This window comes from Clostridium neonatale (assembly GCF_900465025.1).
GTDB lineage: Bacteria > Bacillota > Clostridia > Clostridiales > Clostridiaceae > Clostridium > Clostridium neonatale.
On record NZ_UICR01000003.1, the window covers coordinates 296874 to 321772 of the forward strand.

A 24899-nucleotide genomic window follows, 5' to 3' on the forward strand; every position below is an offset into this window, starting at 1 on the left:
ATGCTCTCCGCTTTACCTTTATTCACTAAATATATTTTTGTAAACATTTTATTACATATATATTTTATCATGGTAATAAAAAAAAATCAGTAAAATATAGACTACTATCTAATCTATATTACTGATTGTACATTCATTTATAAATATCTTAAAACTACATAAGTTAGCAAACTAAATAGTTTCTTTACTTCTAATTTTAATTTTCTTTCTTAAAGGATAAAAGTGTCACTGTCACTAATATAAATATAAAACCTAATATATCCATAAATTCAAATGGTGATCCTAAAAACACAACTGTTGATATAATCGCAACAACAGGCTCCATGCTTCCAATTAGTGATCCTTTTAATGGACCTATAATGCTGACCCCCTTTAAATAGCAAGAAAATGCAATTGCTGTTCCAATAACAATTACTCCTATAAGTGCATTTATCATTCCTAAATCATATACTACATCATATTTCCATGGCTTTACAATTATATTTAATGCAATACCGCTAATTAACATTCCATATCCAACAACTTGATATACTCCATATTTAATTAATATATCTGTAGCAAGTATATTATAAAGTACAGCTCCAATCGCCGCACCTATTCCATATATTAATGCATATTTAGTAATAATTATGTTGTTAATATTTCCATGTGTAGCTAACAGGAACACCCCTATTGATGCTCCTAATATAGCAATAAATTCAATTTTATTAGGTAGCCTCTTTTGTTTAATACATAATATTATTAAAATAATAATTGGTGATGTAGATTGAAGTACTGTTGCTGTACCAGCATTAGAATACTGAATTGCAGCAAAATATGTATATTGGCATACTAACATTCCTAAGAATGAAAATATAATTAACTTCAGTATATCTCTTTTTTCCTTAAATATACTTAAATTATTTTTACCATCTTTAAAAAATCCAATCAAAAGTAGTAAACTGCCTGCTGCTACCAACCTTATTGCTACAAGCCATTCTGCCGTAACAGCCTTTTCTTGAAATAAATATTGCCCAAAGCAACCGGATATTCCCCAACATGATGCCCCAATGATTGTAATTATAATTCCAAATTGCATGCTCTTAGTAAAATTGCTTATTTTCATTTTCTTTTCTCCTAAGTATTTGTATTTAATTTCTTTATAATAATATGTTGCAATAATGAAATTTCATTTAAGATGTTCACAGGCTAAGTAAATACCAGCATACAAAATGTATAAAAGTAATTGCAACATATATATAATTTTACTAACATTTTTATTAGTAATCCATTTTAATTATTCTGCTTTTTTTAATATTAATACAAATCCTTTATTGGCATATGATTAATAACAAAATATCAATTTACCTACATTTATTCAAATAAATAACTAGTCATCGAAAGAGAACCCATTGTGCAAGCTTTGTTAAACACAGTGATTTTATCTTGATTATTTGCTGCTCCTAATACATATAATAGTGGTGCATAATGATCTATAGTTGTAAATGCCATAGATGCAGGATTTCCTGCTTTTTGATAATTTATAACATTTTCGTCCTTTCGCTCCAAGACATTTTTGCAAATATAATTATCAAATTCTTCTGCCCAGGAGTAACCCTCATCTTCCATATTCCAATTGATTCTTGCTAAATTATGGACAACATTTCCACTCCCTAATATTAATACACCTTGTTCTCTAAGCTTATAAACTTCTTGTCCAATTTTATAATGTTGGTCAGCAGATGCATTTCTATCCACACTAAGCTGAAATACTGGAATATCAGCTTCTGGATAAATTCTATGAAGAACAGACCATGTTCCATGGTCAAATCCCCAAGAATTATCTGTGATAACTTCTCTTCTAATCAAAGATTTTACTTCTTCTGCAAAATGCGGTGATCCCTTCGCTCCATATACTATTTTATAAAGTTCCTCTGGAAAACCATACATATCGTAAATTGTTTCTGCTGTCTCAGATGTCATAACCCTAGTACCATCTGTAAACCAATGTGCAGATACAGATAGTATTGCTTCTGGTTTAGGAATTTTATTTCCAAGCTCCTTCCATTCCTTAACAAATTGATTTTCTTCTATCGCATTCATTGGAGAACCATGTCCAATAAATACTGCTGGCATTCTATTCATACTATTACCGGTATAATGAATCATAAAAAAATTCATTATACATTTTCCTTTCTTTTTTATTTTATATAATACATTAAACACAATGGTATAGTCTGCCACATAACCATGATAAAAATAATGGTTGAATTTAAGTCTTTTATAACATAATTTCTAATCATTTTTTACTTTAGAGCCAAAATATCTTTGGCTCTATCCATTGTTTTTCTTATCCAAACAGCAACGTGTCAGCAAAACTACACTCTCAACATGCTTTGTCATAGGAAACATATCTACTGGTTGAACTTTTACAGTCCTATATCCCTTTTCTTTTAAGCATTTAAGATCTCTCGCTAAGGTACTTGGATCACAAGATACATATACAACTCTATCCGGCTTAGCTTCTCCTATGGAATCTAGCAGCTTAATATCACACCCTTTTCTTGGTGGATCAACCACAATAACATTTGGCCTTATTCCCTTACCTATTAAATTAGGTATAACTTCTTCTGATTTACCAACAAAGAACTCTGCATTAGCTACATTATTAAGGGTTGCATTAACTTTTGCATTTTCTATTGCTTGTTCTATAATTTCAACTCCATATACTTTCTTGGCTTTTTGCGATAAAAATAAAGTTATAGTTCCTGTACCACAATAAGCATCAAATACAACTTCACTTCCGCTTAAATCAGCATATTCTAAAGCCTTATTATATAATACTTCTGTCTGATAAGGATTCACTTGGAAAAATGATAATGCAGATATATTAAATTTGAAATCACCAATATAATCTGTTATATAATTTTGACCAGCTAAAGTAATACATTCTTCTCCCATTACCCAATTTGTATCCTTATCATTTATATTTTGAATTATGCTCTTAATACCTGTAACGTTACTATTTAATTCTTTTATAAGCTCCTCTATATATGATATTTCTTTATGTAACGTTACTAAAATCACCATTATTTCATTCGTCTTAAATGCTTTTCTAATCACTATATTTCTAAGAATCCCATCACCAAAAAAAGCACCGTTCTTTTTAGCCGGCATAATAGAATGTTTTTTCATCCATTTTTTTATTATTCTTATTATAATTTCTGATTCTTCATCTTGTATTAAACAGCTGTCTATATCAATTATTTTATGACTTTTTTCACTATAGAATCCGATCTTGACTTCATTATCGACTAAGTCTACCTGAAACTGTCCTTTATTTCTATATCTATATCCATCTTTCATTCCTAAAGTAGGTAGAACAATATCATCATTTAATCCACCTATTTTTCTTATACATTCTTTAACCCTGTTCGTCTTAAATTCTAACTGACAATCATATTTAAGATGTTCTAATGTACATCCACCACATTTTTCAAAATAAATACAATCAGGTATTTTTCTGCCATCTGATTTATCTATTATTTCTAATATTTCTCCAAATGCAAATTTTTTTTTAGATTTTATTATTTTTATTTTTATTCTTTCACCGGTTAATGCCCCTTGAATAAAAACCGGATAACCATTTATTCTTGCAACACCTTCACCTTCATAACCTAAGGTTTCAATAGTAACTATATATTCTTTATTTATTTCTAGCAAATTCACACGTCCTATCTATATTAAATAATAATTTTATTATACATTATAGTTAAGTAATCATACAGTCTCAAAGATACCAAACTATTTTCAAAATAAATTACTAACATTGCTTTTTCATAATATAATTATATTGAAGATAAAAAAAGAGCACCTTTCGGTGCTAATACAGAATCAGTTGCCATTTAATTCCATACATATTTATAAGTATATCTCACTTGATGCGATAATATACATTATATATTAAGTATACCATAAATAATTGTAAACTTTTTGTTAACTTTTATTTTTTTTAATATTTCATTCAATTTTTTATGACAAAATATGAAAAATTTGATTATTTACTCTTAAAATATTCTATTACTTAGATAAAAATAAAGACCTCTGTAAATACAAAGGTCTTTATCTTATGTTAACTTTTAAAATTATTTAACAACGCCAACTTTTAATAAGTTAGTAGCTCCAACTTCATTTACAGGAACTCCTGCTGCTAATACAACTGTATCTCCTGCTGCAACGAATTCGTTATTCTTAGCGATTTCAACTGATTTTTCTAACATTTCATCAGTAGATGTCATCTTATCAGCAACTACTGGATATACTCCCCAAGAAAATGCTAATTGTCTTGCAACTATTACATCTGGAGTAACAGCTATTATTGGACATTCTGGTCTGCATTGAGAAATTCTCTTAGCAGTAGCACCAGTTTGAGTTGAAGAAATTATAGCTGATGCTTCTAATTCATTAGCTGCATTAGCAGCAGCTCTTGAAATAACTCCTGCTACAGCTGGTATATGAGATTTAGCTTGAGAAACAGCAACTCTATATTCTAAAGTCTTTTCAGTTTCTTCAGCAATCTTAGCCATAGTTGAAACTGCTTCTACTGGATAGTCTCCATTAGCACTTTCACCTGATAACATTATACAATCAGTACCATCTAATATAGCATTAGCAACGTCTGAAACTTCTGCTCTTGTTGGTCTTGGGTTTCTAATCATTGAGTCTAACATTTGAGTTGCAGTTACAACTGGTTTACCAGCTTCATTACATTTCTTGATGATCATTTTTTGTACAGCTGGTACGTTTTGTACTGGAATTTCAACACCTAGATCTCCTCTAGCAACCATGATTAAATCTGATTCTGCTATAATTGAATCGATGTTATCAACACCTTCTTGGTTTTCGATCTTTGAGCAGATTAATATTCTTTCTCCGCCATTTTCATCTAAAACTTTTCTGATAGCTTTAACATCATCTGCTTTTCTAATGAAAGAAGCAGCAATCATGTTAACGCCCATTTCACAACCAAATATTAAATCTGATTTATCTTTTTCAGTTAATGCTGGTAATTTAATTGATACATTTGGAACATTAACACCTTTATAAGTTCCTACAAATCCTGTATTTTGAACTTCACATTTGATTGCATTTCCATCTATTGATTTAACAGTTAATCCTACTAAACCATCATCTATTAATATAGTGTTTCCTGGAACAACATCATTTGCTAATCCTGCATATGTAACACCACATTTAGTTGCATCACCAACTAATTCCATATCTCCTGCATATACTGTAAATTCAGTACCTTTTTGTAATTCAATTTTCTTTGGTTCGAATTTACCAGTTCTTATTTCTGGTCCTTTAGTATCAAGAATAACAGCTACTTCTCTTCCTAATTTCTTAGCTACTTCTCTAACTTTTAAGATTCTACCTTTGTGTTCTTCATGGTCACCATGTGAAAAGTTATGTCTTGAAGCATTCATACCTGCAAGCATTACTTTTTCTAATGTTTCCATATCTTCACTAGCTGGTCCAATAGTACAAATCATTTTAGTTTTTCTCATTAAACTAACACTCCTCTTTTTTGGATTAAATTTATAAAATTTATATAAATAAACTATAAGCTAATTAATTATGATAATACTTTTGCAATTTCATATAATTCAGTATCAAACTTGCTTTCCATATCTAAAGCTTCGTCGATATCTTGATCTATTATCTTATTATCTCTTATTCCTATAACTCTTGATGTCTTTCCTTCTAATAATACTTCAACAGCCTTTGCACCCATTCTTGATGCTAAAACTCTATCTGAAGCACTTGGACTTCCACCTCTTTGAATATGCCCTAAAACAGTTGCTCTAGTTTCAATTCCTGTTATATTTTCAACATATTCTGCTAGTTCAAATGCGCCTCCAATTCCTTCTGCAAGGATTACTAAGTTGTGCATTTTTCCTTTATTTTTGCCTTCTAAAATAGTTTTGCAAAGCTCATCTCTATCAAAAGCTTCTACTTCTGGAACTATTATTGCTTCTGCTCCACCACAAATACCAGCATAAAGAGATAAATCTCCACAATTTCTTCCCATTACTTCTACTATTGAAACTCTTTCATGAGAAGTTGAAGTGTCCCTTATTTTATTTATTGCATCTACAACAGTATTTAATGCTGTATCAAAACCTAATGTAAAGTCAGTGTAAGCTAAGTCATTATCTATAGTTCCTGGAATACCTATTGTCTTTATTCCAAGTTTTGATAATAATTTTGCTCCTGTAAATGATCCATCACCACCAATAACTACTAAAGCTTCAACTCCATATGCTTGTAATATTTTAGCAGCTTTTTTTCTGACTTCCTCATTTTTAAATTCAGGACATCTAGCTGTTCTTAGTATAGTTCCACCTCTTTGAATTATATCAGAAACAGAAGTTCTATCCATAGTGAATAATTCTCCATTTATTAATCCACTATATCCTCTTTGTACTCCCATAACTTCTATTCCATTATGAATAGCAGTTCTTACTACAGCTCTAATTGCAGCATTCATTCCTGGTGCATCTCCACCACTTGTTAACACAGCTATCTTTTTCATAATATATATTTCCTCCTTAAATGTATGGGACTATTAAAGCCCCGTATGTACACTTTATAACCATAATTTATCAATCAAGAATTATTGTACATAACTTTCTGCTAATTATCAATGATATTTCACCAACTTTTACTATTATTCCAAAAGAAATCATTCATTTTTACAATAATAATTTTTTTATTGTGAAACATTATTAATTAGAGTACTCAACTAATATAATATTGTATACTTTTTAGTAAACTTTAAGATAGGTATTACACATTAACAATTTAAACCTGCATAGATAAAATTACATATAATCTTCATATTAAGCCACATTAATAACTTTAATTAATATGAAAATATTTATTCTACTCTATTATAACCAAACTCACGAAAAATAATATGATTTAAAATAAATTTTATAATTTTAATTTTTGTAATATATTTCATTTAATCAATTCATAAAATTGCATTTATAAATCCCTATATTTAATAACAAAAAAATAATAATTTAAAGTATAATCAATCTATTTTACTATAATATTTATAATATAACTTATAATCTTAAGTATTTTTTTGTTAATTTTACAATTTTATTAAGTATATCACATAAAAAAAGGTGATAGCCAATATATTAACTATCACCTTTAATCATAAAATTCAATTTTATCCGTCAACTATTTTTACATTTTCTTCACCAAGTTTTTCAATTAAGATTTCTTTTATATCACTTTCTAATGAAATCCATCTATCTCTTGGTGCTCTGAATTTTTTATTTTCTTTGCTTGCATAAAAGTATATAGGAGTATCACCTTTTCGATCTTCTGTTAGTAATTCTTTTAAATAGAAATTAAATTGTTTTGCTTTTTCAGAATCCTCTAATCGTAAATATAACTTTGAGCTATTTATTTTTTCTAAAGGTTCTATACTTTCGCAAATTAATTTAGGAGCTTCATCTTCTTTTATGCTAAGTCTTCCTTTTACCACCACAAGACTATCAGTAACGCACAATGGTTTTACGCTTTCTAATGTTTTTGGAAAAACAATAACCTCAATACTCCCCGTTAAATCTTCCAGTGTGAGAAATGCCATTATAGCATTATTTCTTGTGATTTTCTGATTAACACTTGAAAGTATTCCTCCAAATATTACTCTATCATTGTCATGAAGTGAATTTCCCTTATTAAAAATTTCAATTCCCGTTATAATTTCATCTGTTTCATTAGTATCTAAAGTCTCAGATGAAGAATATACCTCTGAAATTTCATTAGTAGTCTGAACCTTTAAGCTTTTTACATAATCATCTAGAGGATGCCCCGTAATATAAAGACCTGTCATTTCTTTTTCCATTGCTAAAAGATTTCTCTTATCAAATTCTTTTATTTCTGGGTATCTTACCTCCGGATTTTTTAGCTCTTCTGTGGCACCAAATAAACTAATTTGGCCATCAATGTTTCTTCTCTTATCACTTGAAATATTTTCTATAAGTTTTTCGTGCACAGCAAGCATTTTAGATCTGAAAACTTTAAATCCATCCATTGCTCCTGCCTTTATTAAGCATTCCACAGCTCTCTTATTTAATGATGATGGTTCCATCTTATTAATAAAATCAACTAAAGATTCAAATTTCCCTCTATTTTTTCTTGCTTTTACTATTCCCTCTACTACATTTGAGCCAACATTCCTTACTGCTGATAATCCAAATCTAATCTTGTCACCATTAACAGTAAACTTTGAGTAACTTTCATTTATATCGGGTGGTAATACTTGAATACCTAAGCTTTCAGCTATTCCAATATAATGTGCCACCTTCTCACTTATGCCCATTATAGAATTCATCATAGCAGCAAGCATCTCTACTGGATAGTATTTCATTAAGTATGCTGTTTGATAACCTACAACCGCATATGCAGCTGCATGAGATTTATTGAAAGCATATGAAGCAAAATCCATCATGTTATCAAATATCTTATTTGCAATTTCTTCTGAAATTCCATTTCTAATACATCCTGGAACCACAACTTCACCATTTTCTACTATTCCATGAATAAAGTTTTTACGTTCTTCCTCCATGACCTTATGCTTCTTTTTAGACATGGCTCTTCTAACCATATCACTTCGTCCCATTGAATATCCAGCAAGTTTTCTAACAATCTCCATTACTTGTTCCTGATAAACCATTACTCCATATGTAACATTAAGTATTTCTTCTAACTCTGGGGTTTCATACTTTACTTTATCGGGATTTCTTTTACACTCTATATATCTCGGTATCTCTGCCATTGGTCCCGGTCTATATAAAGAAATACCTGCAATAATATCTTCTAATGAATCTGGTTTCAATTCTTTCATAAATGAAGTCATACCCGCTGATTCCAACTGGAATACTCCTGCTGTATTTCCTTCACCAATCATCTTATATACTTCTTGATCCTCCATATCAATCTTATCAAGATCAATATCAATTCCTCTATTTTCTTTCACCATATTTATAGCATCATTCATTACAGTAAGAGTTCTTAATCCTAAGAAGTCCATTTTTAATAGCCCAAGTTCTTCTAGTGTTGTCATTCCAAATTGAGTCACTATCATTTCATCATTTTTTTGAAGTGGTACATACTCAACTAAAGGCTTTGATGCTATAACTACACCTGCTGCATGGGTAGAAGAATGTCTTGGCAATCCTTCTAGATCCATCGAAACATCTATTAGATTTTTAACTCTTTCATCACCATCATAAGCAGCTTTTAACTCTGGATTAATGTCTAGAGCCTTCTCTATAGTGATTCCAAGCATTGTAGGAATCATCTTAGCTATTTTATCTACTTCAGTATAGCTGTAATTCATAGCCCTTCCTACATCCCTTATACATAGTCTAGCGGCCATTGTACCAAATGTTATTATTTGGGATACACACTCTTTTCCATACTTATCAACAACATAATCTATTACTTCCTGTCTTCTTTCGTAACAAAAATCCGAATCTATATCCGGCATGCTTACTCTTTCTGGATTTAAGAAACGCTCAAATATCAAACTATACTTAATAGGATCAATCTTAGTTATACCTAAGGTATATGCAACTATAGAACCAGCTGCCGATCCTCTACCCGGACCCGTTGGTATTCCATTATCATAAGAAAATTTAATAAAATCCCATACGATTAGGAAGTAATCAACATATCCCATTTGATTAATTACGCCAAGTTCATATTCCAATCTATCCACATATTCTTTTGCCTCTTTGGAATTATCCACAATTTTATTAACTTCTTCATAGTTTAATTCCTTTTCTCTAAGACTGTCAAATACGTCATATCTTTCTATAAGCCCTTTATAACATGTATCTTTAAGGTATTCATATGGATCCTGCCCTTCTTCTAAAGGAAACCTTGGAAGTTTTGATTCATGGAACTTATATTCAAAATTACATTCTTCAGCAATTTTAACTGTATTCTCTAATGCCTCTGGTATATACGAAAACATATCCCACATTTCTTCTGCTGATTTTAAGTAAAATTGATCTGATGGATATCTTCTTCTATTTGGATCATCTATAGTTTTAGCTGTTTGAATACACATAAGAACATCATGAGACTTTGAATCTTCTCTTTTTATGTAATGGACATCATTAGTAGCAACAAGCGGTATACCTGTTTCTTCTGACAATTTTATATTTAATTCATTTACCTTCTGTTGCTCTTCCATACCATGATTTTGTAGCTCTATATAAAAGCCATCTTTAAAAATGTCCTTGTATAGTAATGCAACATCTTTTGCTTTCTCATAATTTTCTTTAAGTAAATAAGACTGAACTTCTCCTCCAAGACATGCACTTAATGCAATTAACCCCTCACTATGTTCTCTTAAGTAATCATGATCTATCCTAGGCTTATAATAAAATCCTTCTATAGATGCAACTGATACTATTTTCATTAAGTTCTCATATCCTATTTCATTTTTAACTAGCAAAACTAAGTGATGAGTTGCATTTTCCTTATCTGGTTGCTTTATATGTCTAGATTTTGCTACAACATATACTTCACAACCTAATATAGCTTTAATTCCATTTTCCTCAGCAGCCTTAAAAAAATCAACGAGACCATACATTACACCATGATCAGTTATAGCTATACTCTTCATCCCCAAATCTTTTGCCTGGCTCATTAGTTTTTTTATTTTCCCTGATCCATCCAATAAACTATATTCAGTGTGAAGATGAAGATGTACAAAATCCTTTTTATTCTCCATACTAATCCTCCCTTCTTTTAATATATTATTTATAATTGACAGTTGTTTATTAAATTTCTTCAAATATATTTTAATTATTATTAACTGTTAATTGTAATTTAGTTTTCTTAATAATTATAACAATCTAAAAGAATATTGTCATTTATGATATTTCAGATTTATACATTGAAATTATATCCAAATTTATCAATAAAAAAATCGCCAAGGCGACTATGATATAATCCCATATAAAATATAAATCCAATAGAATACAGTAACTTAAATTCAAGAAAATCCTTTAGCCGTCGATTTTTTTTCAGCGTATTCTGGATTTTCTGAGCTTGCCAAAGAAAAGACCAGGCGCATATATTTTATTTTTTATTCTTTAGGTTAAATGACATTAGTTTATTGAAATACTTTTCAAAACAGTTTATACACAGATCGCCCTGAATATAATTTCTTAAAGAATAAAAAAGCAAAAGAACTTGGAGTACCCATCTCCAAGTTCTTTTCTCATAATTCTCTTGCCCATATATGTTTTGATTGACTACCATATATCAATCATCTTATGAGATTATTATATCATCTAACCACTCGTTTTGTAAACATTTTCTTGCGAATTTCCATAATATATTTTTATAAAATCTCATTAACATTTCAAAGTTATGACATATAAAAAATAAAAATCTACATATTAAATTTTTAATAATATAAATTTCTCAAACCAAAAAAGCAGCATATGATTTTTTATGTATTATCATATACTGCATATAACACTATTAAGTTTATATTAAAAATCCAATGTTTTGCTACATTCAATATAAGATCCAATAACCTTTTTAACTTTTTCTACATGGAATTCATCTACATCATAAGCTAAATAATCTTCTTTAGAATCAAATCTTGTTATAATTCCTATATCAAAGCTTCTATCACTTCTTACAACATCTACTCCAACTTCAAGTTCTTTTAATTCTTTTATATTTCCATTCATAGATAAGAATGTGTTTTTTAGAAACTCAAGATTTTCTTTTGTGGGTTCTTTTGCTTTAAATAATACAATATGTGTAAACATAATATTCCTCCTCTTGATTTAAACATAGTTCATAAAATTATCTACTATTTCTTTATTAACTTTAAACTGTCACCATTTCACTGTCAATCAAATTAATTTCCAGTCCTAAGTTCCTCAGCTATTTTTTCAATTTTTCTAAGTCTATGATTAATTCCAGATTTCCCAACAGGAGGATCCAACATCTCTCCTAGTTCTTTTAGTGATTCGTCTGGATAATTAAGCCTAAGTTCAGCAATCTCTCTAAGATTTTGTGGCAATCTTTTTAATCCGATCTTTTCTTGAATTAATTTTATACTTTCTACCTGCCTCACAGCTGCATTAACTGTTTTTGAAAGGTTTGCTGTTTCACAATTAACCAATCTATTAACATTGTTTCTCATTTCTTTCATTATTCTTATATTCTCTACTTCTAATAATGATGTATGAGCACCTATTATGTTTAACAAATCAACTATCTGCTCTCCTTCTTTTATATAAATAATAAAACTATTCTTTCTTTGTATAACTTTAGAGTTTAAAGAAAATGTATTAATTAGATCACGTAAATCATTAGCATATTCTTCGCTATGAGTCACAAATTCCAAATGATATGTCTTTTCCGGATTGCTTATGCTTCCTCCGCCAATAAAAGCACCTCTAATGTATGCTTTCTTTTCTTCTTCATTACTACAGATTTCATTGCCTATTCTATAGTTTAAACTCATTATTCCATCGATATCTTTAAGTATCCCTGTCTTATCTAATAAATCTCTAACTCCCATTTCTTCTGTAATTACAACCATATAGATGTTGTTCTTTTTTAATGAGTTGCTTTTTTTGACCATCAACTTAGAATGAATATTAAAATGTTCCTTTAAAAGTGTAAACACTAATCTTGCACTAGCTGGATTTTCTGTAGTCATTTTAAAACTTAATCCACTTCCACTAAAAGCCAATGTTCCACTTACTTTCATTATAGCAGATAATTCCGCCAAGGCTTCTTCACTAGACATTTCAACATATCTACATATTTCTCTTTTAACTTTAGCTGAAAATGACATTACCTTCATTCCTTACATATAAATTTATTTAAAAGCTAGAGTCACCTTTTTCTCCCCTAACTCTTTCTTTAATACGTTGAGATAAATACATATACTCAATTATCTTCTTTTTATCAAATAAAAGTTTCTTTTCCATGATGGTATCAACCAATACCTCAGCAAGCTTATCTGGATCATGTTTTATATATCCCTTTTGAACTTTTACTAAATCCTCTCCAACTATTTTTATACCCAAACTATTTATTTCTTCTTCATCCACTTTTACTAATTTAGAATTTTCTTGCTTATACTTTTCTTTTAATTCTTCTGCTATTTCTCCAGTATTTACAATGGCATAATCAACTATATTTTTCCCACCATATTTAATAAGAACTTTTAAATGGTCTGATACTTTAAAGTCAGTAGTTTCTCCTGGCTGTGTCATTATATTAGATATATATATTTTTATGGCATCACTTTTTCGTACTTCCTTAGCTATATCTTTTACTAATAAATTAGGAGTTATACTTGTATATAAACTACCTGGTCCCATGACTATTGCATCTGCTTCTCTAATAGCTTCTAACGCTTCTTTTAACGGTTTAGCATCCTCTGGATTAATCCTTAATTCTTCAATTCTTGAATTTTGTTTAATTGCTTCTTCTGGAATTTGTGACTCACCTTCTACAACATTACCATTTTGAAATTTAGCGATTAACTGCATATTATCCAAAGTTACAGGTATTACTTTTCCTGTAACAGCAAGTACTGAACTCATTTTTTGAACAGCTTCTTCAAAGTTATCAGATATTCCAGCCATAGCAGCTAAAAACAAATTGCCAAAACTTTGATCCTTTAATCTTCCATCTTTAAACCTATATTGAAGTAAATCTTCCATTATTGGTTCTGTATCTGCTAATGCTAATATACAGTTTCTTATATCACCTGGTGGAAGCATTCCTAAATCTTCTCTTAACACTCCTGAGCCACCACCATCATCTCCTACAGTTACAATAGCAGTGATATTAGATGTATAGTACTTGAGTCCTCTAAGCATTGTTGATAATCCAGTTCCCCCGCCAATTACAACAATCTTAGGACCTTTAACTAGCAATCTTTTTTCATAAATTAAACTTTCTATTTTTCTGCTATCCAATGATACTTTTATATATCCTTTATTAACTAAAGCTATTATAGATTTCATCACTTCAGTAACTGATATATATAAAACAAAAACCCCAGTTATATTTAAGAAGATATAAAATATCTTATAATATAGATCATAAACTCTATGTGTAACTAATTCTGTAAATCCAAATGCAATTAATAATATTCCAAATACACCAAATGCGAGCCATCTTTTCACCTTAATTCCTACCTTAAGCCAGTCTCGTATCTTCATAGCTTCTTTTCTCCTTTATGAAGATCTTCTGCAACATCTCTATGCTCTATTTTAGCGTTATAATTTTCTTCATTTAATCTTCTATGAATTTCATTTGCTATGGCTACTGAACGATGTCTTCCACCTGTACATCCTATAGATATAATTAATTGTCTCTTTCCTTCTTTTCTATAGTTAGGAATTAGATACTTTAACATATCTATCAATTTATCTATAAAAGTAACTGTTTCAGATTGTTTTAATACATATTCTTTTACAGGTGCATCATTTCCAGAATACTCTTTTAATTCTGGTATATAAAACGGATTTGGTATAAATCTTACATCAAATACTAAATCTGAATCTACTGGTATACCATACTTAAACCCAAAACTTAAAACTGTAATAGATAACTGTCTTTCTGGATTCTTATTGTCACCATATGTCTCATTAATTTTTTCTCTTAAATGTCTTATTTCATATTTAGATGTATCTATAATAATATCTGCAATATTTTTTATTTCTCTTAGCTTCTCTCTTTCTTGAGTTATACCTGTAAGTACTCTTCCATCTGGAGATAGTGGATGACTTCTTCTTGTTTCTTTAAATCTCTTTATTAAAACTTCATCACTAGCATCTAAAAATAGTATCTCATATTTAAATTCATTACGTTTTAAATAATTTAATGTATCAAAGAAATCATCAAAGAATACTCCCCCTCTGATGTCAATAACTAATGCTACTTTTTCAATATTTCCACCACTTTGCATACATGCTTCTGCAAATTTAGATATTAGTGTAGGTGGAAGATTATCCACACAAAAGTATCCCAAATCTTCTAAACTTCTAGTTGCTTGAGTTTTTCCTGCTCCTGATAATCCTGTGACTATAACAAATCTCATAATGCACACTCCCTTTGCAAAGATATTTATTGCTTAATAATTATATCATAATATTATTTTAAAATTATATCCATAAATAAATACTATAAAATAAAATAAAACTCAAAAGTATATCCCTCTTGAGTTTTATTTATATTTATTTAGTCTTCACCTAAAATTCTTACTTCAGGATGTAAGTCAACACCAAATTGTTTCTTAACTTCTTCCTGAACATGTTTTATTACAGCTAATACATCCTTTGCTGTACCGTTATTTTTATTTATAACAAAACCTGCATGTTTTTCAGAAACACATGCGCCTCCTACTGTAAATCCCTTCAGCCCTGCATCTTGTATTAATTTTCCTGCAAAATGTCCTTCTGGCCTTTTAAACGTACTTCCTGCCGAAGGATATTCAAGTGGCTGCCTGTCTTCTCTTCTTGTTGTTAACTCGTTTATTCTATTATCAATTTTTTCTTTATCACCTTTTTTTAACGCAAATGTAGCACTTATTACTATATATCCTTTTTGCATAACAACCGATTGTCTATATCCTAAGTCAAGTTCATCTTTATTTAATGTTATTATTTCTTGATTTTCATTTATCACTTCAGCACTCTCAATTACAAACGAAACTTCTCCATCATAAGCTCCAGCATTCATAAATACAGCTCCACCAACACTTCCAGGAATCCCACATGCAAATTCAAATCCAGTTAAAGATTCTTTTGCTGCTGTACTTGAAACATCTTTAAGTAGTGCACCACATTCAGCTGTTATTTTATTTTCTTTAACTACAATATCATTAATATTACTTAATTCTATTACAACACCTCTAATACCACCATCTCTAACCAAAATATTAGATCCATTTCCAATAACATAAAACGGAATATTATTTTCTTTACATATTGATATAGATTTTTTAACTTGTTCAGCATTACTAGGAGTCAAAAGTATATCTACAGGTCCTCCAACCTTAAAATATATATGTTCACTCATTTTTGCATCTAATTGTATTTCTTTATCTTTATATATTCCGTAAAATAAATCCTTATATTTTCCAAATTGATTCATGCCAAAAACTCCTCAAAATCATGATTTAATCACATTTATTCACAACATATAGAATAAGTTATTATATAAATAATTGCAAGTAAATTGTTTATCCGTATTATTATAGCATAGTTTAGTTATTTTGTTCATTTTTTTTAAAATATGAACATATACTCTCAGCAGCCTTCCTATCTATTGAATTTGTTTCCATAAGTTCTTCTAATGTAGCCTTCTTAATATTCTCAATACTTCCAAACTTCATTAGAAGTTCCATTCGCCTTTTTTGACCTATGTTCGGAATATCCTCTAATATTGAATGTAATGTTCGTTTATCTCTTAGGTTCCTGTGATATGTTATTGCAAATCTATGAACTTCATCCTGTATTCGTCTTATTAACTGCATTAAATTAGAGCTTCTATTTATTATAAGTTCTTCATTGCCATATATAATACCTCTTGTTGAATGCTTATCATCTTTTACTAAACCACACACAGGTATATTTATACCTAATTTTTTTAATACTTCCAAAGCTATATTTATTTGTCCTTTTCCACCATCCATCATAATTAGATCTGGAAAATTCGAAAATTTTCCTCCAGAAAAATTAAGTTTTCTTTCCTGAATTTCTTTAATCTCGTTCAATCCATGTGTGAATCTACGTTCTAATATTTCTCTCATACTATCATAATCATTGGCATTTTTTACAGTTTTTATACGAAATCTTCTATAGTCACTATTTTTAGCTTTTCCATCTTCAAATACAATCATTGATCCAACAGAATCTACACCCTGTATATTAGATATATCATAAGCCTCTATTCTATGCGGAAAACTTTCTAATCCAAGTAATTCTTGTATTTCATTTAAGCAAATTCTATTTATTTCTGATTCCTTCATTATTTTATCTTTAAATTGCTCTAATGTAGCCTTAGCATTATTTTTTACAAGTTCCATCATTTCTTTCTTTTCACCCTTTATTGGAACTTTAACATATACTTTCGATCCTCTTTTAACAGTTAAAAACTGCTCTAGTACATCATTTTCTTCCCCAATTGGAATATAAACTGTCTTCGGAACTTTTGGGGTTCCTCCATAGAATGAAGTTATAAATTGTGATATTATTATTTCATCTTCTTCATAAGCACTATTTTTTATCATAAAATGTTCTCTTCCTGTAATTTTCCCATCTCTTAGGAAGAATACTTGAATGCAGCAATCTGTCTCATCTTTATATAGATTTATGAAATCTTCATCACCTTCTTGAGATTTAAATACCTTCTGTTTCTCTGCAATAACTTCTATTGCTAATATCTTATCCCTATATGAAGCAGCTTTTTCAAACTCTAAATTAGCTGATGCTACCTGCATTTGTTCTTTAAGCTTATGTATAAGAGTCTTATCTTTACCACTTAATACATCCATTATTTCATCTATCATTATTCTATATTCAGCTTTAGATATATGGCCTTCACATGGTGCTGTACATTTTTTTATGTGATAATTAAGACATGGTCTTGTATGCTTTCCGCCTTCTTGAATCAATAATTTACATGTTCTTAATGGAAAAATCTTTCGTATCAAATTTATAGTTTCATGAACTGCTCCTGCATTAGGATATGGTCCAAAATACTTGTTACCATCTTTACTATAATTTCTTGTTATAAAAACTCTAGGAAAATCTTCATTAAGTGTTATTTTAATAAAAGGATAAAATTTATCATCTTTTAAAGAAATGTTATATTTAGGACTATATTTTTTTATTAAATTACACTCCAATATTAAAGCTTCCATTTCAGAATCAGTAACTATATATTCAAATTCAGCAATATTCTTAACCATAGCTTTAACTTTTTCAGAATGATTTTTAGAATTTTGGAAATATTGCCTTACTCTATTTTTTAATATCTTAGCTTTACCTACATAAATAATTTCGCCAAGAGAATTCTTCATCAAATACACACCAGGTTTATCCGGAAGAATCTTTAATTGTGCTTTAAAATCAAACATAACACACCCCTCTTTCAATTCATAATTCACAATGCACAATTCACAATTTGGGTTAACTAATCAAAATTATATTAATAAATAATTCGCGATGCACACAACTATAAAAAAAGAGCAAATTATTGTTCTATTAAAAAATATATGCAATACTACAATCAAAGAAATCCCCTCCAGGGGATTTCAACCTAAATTGTGAATTATGAATTTTGAACTGTGAATTATCTAAATACTTGATTTCTAATAACCTGCCCTGCAACTCCTGCTGCTGCTACAGATCCATATCCTCCATTTTCTACAATTACAGCAACTGCAATTTCTGGATTATCATATGGTGCAAATCCAATGAACCATGAATGAGGAACGGCATTTTGCCCATTTGGAAGAATATAATCTGCTGTTCCTGTCTTACCAGCTGCATTTGTACCTTGAAAATAACTCCAACTGCTATCAACCTTAGAGTCAACTAAGTTTTTCATATATTCCTTAATAATTGAAGCATTTGATGAGCTTATTACCTCTTTATTTACTTTTGTAGTAATATTTTTAACTAGATTTCCATCCTTATCTATAACTTTGTTAACAAGTGTAGGTTCAACCATATTACCATTATTAGCTATAGTACTTGAAACAAGTGCCATTTGCATAGGTGTAGCCAATATACTACTTTGGCCAATTCCAGTTTGAGCTATACTTCCAACTTCATATGATTTTAATGTAGGAAATTGACTTTTAGCTATAGTAAACCCATTAGCTTTTATAGTATTATTAAAACCAAAATCTTCTGCTGTTGATTTTAATTTATCATTTCCTAATTCCATTGCTAATGTACCAAAGACTACATTACTTGAAACTTTAAATGCATCTTTTAAATCAAGATTGCCATAAACTGCATTGTTAGCATTACTTAACGAATATTGATCATTAAATACTATTTTTCCATTATCCTCAAAAATTCTAGTTGTAACACCAGATATATTTTCTAATGAACTTGCTAGCGTAACAGTTTTAAATGTTGAACCTGGTGGATATAATCCATATGTAGCTCTGTTAATTAATGGACTATCTTCTCCGCTACCAGAATTAGCTGCTGTTATAGCTGCTTCCAAATCATTTGGATTATATGTTGGTTTTGAAACCATTGCAAGTACTTCTCCTGTTTTAGGATTAAGTGCAACAACGGCCCCCTTATTATTACCTAATGCATCATATGCTACTTTCTGTAAAGTAGGATCTAAAGTTGTAACAACACTATTTCCAATCTTGTTTTCAGATTCTGACCTATTTTTAAACATGTTTTTTAGATTTTCCATATTAAAATCTTTTAATAAATTATTAATGTTAGTTTTAAGAGCACTATATGTTGTAAGCTCACTATCATAAGCTGATTCCAAACCTGTTAATCCATATATAGGACTAACATATCCTAATGCATGAACATATAAATCTCCATTTATATATGTTCTTTTTTGCGTCAACGCATCAACTCTTTCACTGGTAGTTAATGCATTGCCATCCCTATCATATATTGTACCTCTCAGCACCTCATTTCTTTGTGCCCAAAGACGTTTATTTTCCTGATTTTCTGCAATTTCTGGTGCAGAAAAAACTTGAAAATACGCTATATAAGAGATAAGAGCTACAAAGCAAAATAAAAAAACTATCATTACTTGTTTTATGCTATTCGAATTATCCTTCATTTATTAGCCCTCCTCTGATATCTTTTGAAGTATAGCTAATGCAAAAAACATTGTTATCATTGATGAACCACCATAGCTTATAAGTGGTAATGTTATTCCTGTTAAAGGTATTACTGCAAATACCCCACCTGTAATAACTAATACCTGGCACGCTATCATCGCACTTAGTCCAATTGTAGTCAATTGTGAAAATCTATTCTTAACTCTAAAAGCGGCTCTCATTCCTCTATAAAAAAACAAGAAATATATTATCATAATACCTAGACCAAATACCATTCCTAATTCTTCACATATAGCTGCAAAAATAAAGTCTGTCGTATTGATTGGAACAAATCCAGGATATCCTTGACCTAATCCAGATCCAAACATCCCTCCTGACGCAATAGCATAAAGCCCTTGCACCAACTGATAGCTCTCATTTTTAGTATAATCCCATGGGTGCCTCCAAATTAATATTCTTTTTCTTATATGAGGAAACAATTTATATGCTAAGAAGGATCCTATTATAAATAAAATAAAACATATAACAACATATTTTTTCTTTCCTGTTGATACATATAACATTGTTATTGCGATTCCAAAGAATATTAAAGCTGAGCCTAAATCTTTTTGCATAACAAGACATCCAAGTGAAAACATAACAACTAATGCTGGCTGCCATAACTGATAAAAATCTTCTTTTATATTATTTTTATCTTCATATTCTTTTAATGCAGCTGCTAAATATAATACAAATGTTATCTTACCAAACTCTGATGGTTGGAATCCTATACCTCCAATCATAACCCAGTTCGTTGCTCCATTAAGTTCTGTACCTAATATTAAGGCCATAGGCATAAGTATTATTGTAAGAATAAGAAATATCTTTTTATATTTCTGAAAATCTCTAAAATCAGGTATGGCTACTACTGATATAATAAAAATAATACTTCCTAATCCATACCATATTAACTGCTTAATAGCTACGCCGTTATCTAGCCTATATAGTATAGCTATTCCGATTACAGATAATATTCCTGCAAATGTTATTAAGAATTTATCTCCTTCAGGATAAAACTTCCTAATCAATATTTGACTAATTGTTATAAGTCCACACACTATAAATCCCATTTTTATAGCGCCAGCATCAATTGGATCTTTTAATATGGCCAAATTAGTAAATAACGCCAGACATAAAATATAAGTCAAAAGCAGCAATATCACTTCATCCTTCTTTATCTTAACCTTCAAAATACTCACCTCTTTATTTTTAAAATTACAATGCACAATGCACAACAACACTTAAGAGAAAATAATCAAAACATAATTAATGAAAATAATCTTTTGATTATACATAAGAATCCCCTTATCTGCTCTATAATATTGTGCATTGTGCATTATTAAATTTATAGTACTATCTTAAATATTGATTTTCCTATTGTTATTTCATCTTTATTTGATAATTGCACTTTTCCACTTATCCTTTTTCCATTCAGAAATGTTCCATTTGTACTATGTAAATCTTCTAAATATACTTTATTATTTCTTACAATTATTTCTGCATGATTTCCAGATACATGTTGATCTAAAAGTACAATAGAATTCCCATCTTTTCTCCCTATTGTTAAATCTGATCTAATTGGAATAATTGATCCCCCTTTTAGATCTAAGTTGTCACCAGCACTTATTACTTCTAATCCATAATACTTATTTGAATTTGATGGTCTTCTTTTCTTACCACCATTCTTAACATCTTTATACATTATTTTTAATGCATAGTATATTATTACGTACAATATTACTATGAAAAACAAGCCAAATATTCCAGCCATTGCTTTAGTAAAATCCATATATTCCACCTCTATATATTTTTCGTATATATAATAATGATTATACAATAAATTTAAAAATATGACATACTGAAATATTACTTTTTGATTACAATAACTCTCACTTATATCTTATTTTCCATACAGTATAACTTATCATTATAAACATATAATTCAATTATAAATAAATTCTATTGAAGTTTATATATAATTATATACTAAAAACTCACTTATACAAGTAGCCTAAAATTGGTACTTGTATAAGTAAATAATTTATTTCATATACATTGATAAATATTTTCCTGTATAAGATTTCTTTTCTTTACAAATTTCTTCCGGAGTACCACATTTTATTATTGTGCCACCTTTGTCTCCACCCTCTGGTCCTAAATCTATTATGTAATCAGCACATTTTATCATATCTAAATTATGTTCTATTACAACAACAGTATTACCTGCTTCAACTAATCTTTGTAATATGTATATCAATCTACTTACATCATCAATATGCAACCCTGTTGTTGGTTCATCTAAAATATATAATGTCTTTCCTGTACTCCTCTTTGAAAGTTCATATGCTAATTTTATTCTTTGAGCCTCTCCACCTGATAATTGAGTTGATGGCTGACCTAATCTTATATATCCAAGTCCTACATCATTCAAAGTCTTTAACTTATTTTCTATCCTTGGAATATTCTCAAAGAATTTTAATGCTTCTTCAACAGTCATATTTAAAACATCATCAATATTTTTTCCTTTATATTTTACTTCTAAAGTCTCACGATTGTATCTCTTTCCTTTACATACCTCACAAGGTACATAAACATCTGATAGGAATTGCATTTCAATTCTTATTATACCATCTCCAGAACACGCTTCGCATCTTCCACCTTTTACATTAAAACTAAATCTTCCTGGTTTATATCCTCTCATTTTTGATTCCTGAGTTTGAGAGAACAGTTCTCTAATTATATCAAATGTTCCTGTGTAAGTAGCTGGATTTGAACGTGGTGTTCTTCCAATAGGACTTTGATTAATATCAATTATTTTATCTATATTTTCATATCCTTTTATTTCTTTATGGTTTCCTACTGGATTTTTACTTTTGTTGACTAACTTATTTAATCCCTTATAAAGAATCTCATTTACAAGAGTACTCTTGCCTGATCCTGATACTCCAGTAACCATAGTTAGTGTTCCCAGTGGAATTGATATATTTACATTTTTAAGATTATTTTCTTTTGCTCCAATAACCCTAATTTTTTCTCCATTACCTTTTCTTCTTTCTTTTGGAGTTTCTATTGATTTTTTATTTGTTAAATATTGACCAGTGATTGACTTACCACATGCCTTAATTTCATCAAGCGTACCAGCTACTACAACCTCACCACCATGTTCTCCTGCCCCTGGTCCTATATCAACTATATAATCAGCAGCTTTCATAGTATCTTCATCATGTTCAACTACAATTACAGTATTTCCTACATCTCTTAAATTTTTTAAGGTTTTTATCAATCTATCGTTATCTCTTTGATGAAGTCCTATACTAGGTTCATCCAAAATATACAATACTCCCATGAGTGAAGATCCAATTTGAGTTGCAAGTCTTATCCTTTGAGATTCTCCACCAGATAATGTTCCTGAATTTCTTGCTAAGCTTAAATAATCTAATCCTACATCTAGTAAAAATCTCAGCCTATTTTTTATTTCCTTTACTATTTGTTCACTTATTATTTTATTTTTTTCTGAAAATTCTATTCCTTCAATAAACTCCAGCTCTTCTTTTATAGACATAGTAGTAAATTCATAAATATTTTTTCCACCAACAGTAACAGCTAGGGCCTCACTTTTTAGTCTGGCACCTTTACACTTCGGACATTTATTATCACTCATGTATTGTTCAATTTCACCCTTTATAAGATCCGAATTTGTCTCTCTATATCTACGTTGTAGTCCATTTATTTCACCTTCGTAAGCATAATTATATGTTGACTTAACTCCATCTTTAACATAATCAACCTTTATCCTCTTACCATTTGTTCCATATAAAAGTAGATTCTTTTGTTCCGTAGTAAAATCCTTTATTGGCACATTTAAATCCAAGCCATATTCTCTATTTAATGCTTGAAGAATTGCATATGTCCATGAATCTTCTTTAAGTCTTCCTGATCCCCAGCTAGCAACTGCACCTTCCATAATACTTAATTCTTTATTAGGAATAACCAAGTCCTCATCAATTTCCATTAATGTTCCTAATCCATCACAATAATCACATTTTCCAAAAGGAGCATTAAAAGAAAACATTCTAGGTGCTATTTCCCCTATGCTTATATCGCAATCAGGGCATGCAAAATTTTCACTGAATAAGTGATCCTCTTTTCCAACTACATTAACTATTACAAGACCTTCTGCCATTTTTAATGAAGCCTCTATTGATTCAGTTAGTCTTCCTTCAATGCCTTCTTTAATAACAATTCTATCTATCACTGCTTCAATATTATGTTTCTTGTTTTTATCCAGCTTGATTTCTTCCTCGGTTAGATCATAGATTTCTCCATCAATCCTAGCTCTTATATATCCATTTTTCTTTATATTTTCTAGTAATTTTTCATGAATTCCTTTTCTGCCTCTTATCATAGGAGCTAGTATTTGAATTTTAGTTTTTTCCCCATAAGATAAAACCTTATCCACAATTTGATCAACAGATTGTTGGCTTATTTCTTTTCCACACTTAGGGCAATGTGGAGTTCCAACTCTTGCATATAACAATCTTAAATAATCATAAATTTCAGTAATAGTACCTACTGTTGATCTTGGATTCTTGCTAGTAGTTTTTTGATCAATTGATATTGCTGGAGATAATCCCTCTATATATTCAACATCTGGTTTATCCATTTGTCCAAGAAATTGTCTTGCATATGAAGATAGTGATTCCACATATCTTCTTTGTCCTTCCGCATATAAAGTATCAAAAGCCAATGATGATTTTCCAGAGCCTGAAAGTCCAGTAAATACAACTAGCTTATCTCTTGGAATTTCTAAATTAACATTCTTTAGATTATTAACTTTTGCACCTTTAATTATTATTTTATCGTTCATAAAAACCTCCATTTCTCTTAAACAACTGATTTACACACCGTTCTCTAAATTCAATATAATTACCATCAATTGTTATTTATAAGTATATTAATC

16 protein-coding genes are annotated in these 24899 nt (G+C 29.6%); all 16 read right to left on the minus strand.

Going from position 1 to position 24899, the window contains the following annotated elements; genetic code table 11:
* Positions 1-196: 196 nt before the first annotated feature.
* Entirely contained in the window at positions 197-1105 is a 909-nt protein-coding gene (locus CNEONATNEC86_RS19555; RefSeq protein ID WP_230140719.1) for a DMT family transporter, read from the minus strand.
* Positions 1106-1353: 248 nt separating this feature from the next.
* Complete coding sequence (ygiD, locus tag CNEONATNEC86_RS19560; RefSeq protein ID WP_243145369.1) at positions 1354-2160, minus strand: 4,5-DOPA-extradiol-dioxygenase; 807 nt, start codon at positions 2158-2160, stop codon at positions 1354-1356.
* A gap of 153 nt (positions 2161-2313) precedes the next feature.
* Positions 2314-3702: a 23S rRNA (uracil(1939)-C(5))-methyltransferase RlmD gene (rlmD, locus tag CNEONATNEC86_RS19565; RefSeq protein ID WP_159136713.1), complete on the minus strand. Its 1389-nt coding sequence runs from the start codon at positions 3700-3702 to the stop codon at positions 2314-2316.
* Positions 3703-4124: 422 nt separating this feature from the next.
* Positions 4125-5546, minus strand: a complete 1422-nt coding sequence (pyk, locus tag CNEONATNEC86_RS19570) for a pyruvate kinase (RefSeq protein WP_125147817.1) — start codon at positions 5544-5546, stop codon at positions 4125-4127.
* A gap of 68 nt (positions 5547-5614) precedes the next feature.
* Positions 5615-6574, minus strand: a complete 960-nt coding sequence (gene pfkA / locus CNEONATNEC86_RS19575) for a 6-phosphofructokinase (protein ID WP_058296818.1) — start codon at positions 6572-6574, stop codon at positions 5615-5617.
* A gap of 648 nt (positions 6575-7222) precedes the next feature.
* A complete protein-coding gene (locus tag CNEONATNEC86_RS19580; protein WP_159136714.1) occupies positions 7223-10807 on the minus strand; it encodes a DNA polymerase III subunit alpha in 3585 nt (1194 codons plus the stop codon).
* Positions 10808-11576: 769 nt separating this feature from the next.
* Positions 11577-11861, minus strand: coding sequence for a Dabb family protein (locus CNEONATNEC86_RS19585; RefSeq protein ID WP_125147820.1), 285 nt, complete (start codon positions 11859-11861; stop codon positions 11577-11579).
* 92 nt (positions 11862-11953) lie between these two features.
* Positions 11954-12901 carry a DNA-binding protein WhiA gene (whiA, locus tag CNEONATNEC86_RS19590; protein ID WP_058296821.1) on the minus strand — a complete coding sequence of 316 codons (948 nt, stop codon included), beginning with the start codon at positions 12899-12901 and terminating at the stop codon, positions 11954-11956.
* 28 nt (positions 12902-12929) lie between these two features.
* On the minus strand, positions 12930-14282 hold the full coding sequence (locus tag CNEONATNEC86_RS19595; protein WP_159136715.1) for a gluconeogenesis factor YvcK family protein: 1353 nt from the start codon (positions 14280-14282) through the stop codon (positions 12930-12932).
* Positions 14279-15163 carry an RNase adapter RapZ gene (gene rapZ, locus CNEONATNEC86_RS19600; RefSeq protein ID WP_058296823.1) on the minus strand — a complete coding sequence of 295 codons (885 nt, stop codon included), beginning with the start codon at positions 15161-15163 and terminating at the stop codon, positions 14279-14281. The genes CNEONATNEC86_RS19595 and rapZ overlap by 4 nt, the downstream gene beginning before the upstream one ends.
* A gap of 140 nt (positions 15164-15303) precedes the next feature.
* Positions 15304-16218 (minus strand): UDP-N-acetylmuramate dehydrogenase, encoded by a 915-nt coding sequence (gene murB, locus CNEONATNEC86_RS19605; RefSeq protein WP_058296824.1) that lies wholly within the window; start codon positions 16216-16218, stop codon positions 15304-15306.
* 112 nt (positions 16219-16330) lie between these two features.
* On the minus strand, positions 16331-18205 hold the full coding sequence (gene uvrC / locus CNEONATNEC86_RS19610) for an excinuclease ABC subunit UvrC (protein ID WP_058296825.1): 1875 nt from the start codon (positions 18203-18205) through the stop codon (positions 16331-16333).
* A 215-nt stretch (positions 18206-18420) separates the two neighbouring features.
* Entirely contained in the window at positions 18421-19899 is a 1479-nt protein-coding gene (locus CNEONATNEC86_RS19615; protein ID WP_159136716.1) for a peptidoglycan D,D-transpeptidase FtsI family protein, read from the minus strand.
* A 3-nt stretch (positions 19900-19902) separates the two neighbouring features.
* Entirely contained in the window at positions 19903-21129 is a 1227-nt protein-coding gene (locus CNEONATNEC86_RS19620) for an FtsW/RodA/SpoVE family cell cycle protein (protein WP_243145370.1), read from the minus strand.
* A gap of 155 nt (positions 21130-21284) precedes the next feature.
* Positions 21285-21728 carry an FHA domain-containing protein gene (locus tag CNEONATNEC86_RS19625; RefSeq protein WP_058296827.1) on the minus strand — a complete coding sequence of 148 codons (444 nt, stop codon included), beginning with the start codon at positions 21726-21728 and terminating at the stop codon, positions 21285-21287.
* A 252-nt stretch (positions 21729-21980) separates the two neighbouring features.
* The gene (gene uvrA / locus CNEONATNEC86_RS19630) at positions 21981-24806 is read right to left on the minus strand and encodes an excinuclease ABC subunit UvrA (RefSeq protein WP_058296828.1); all 2826 of its coding nucleotides are present in this window, start codon (positions 24804-24806) and stop codon (positions 21981-21983) included.
* Positions 24807-24899 lie beyond the last annotated feature (93 nt).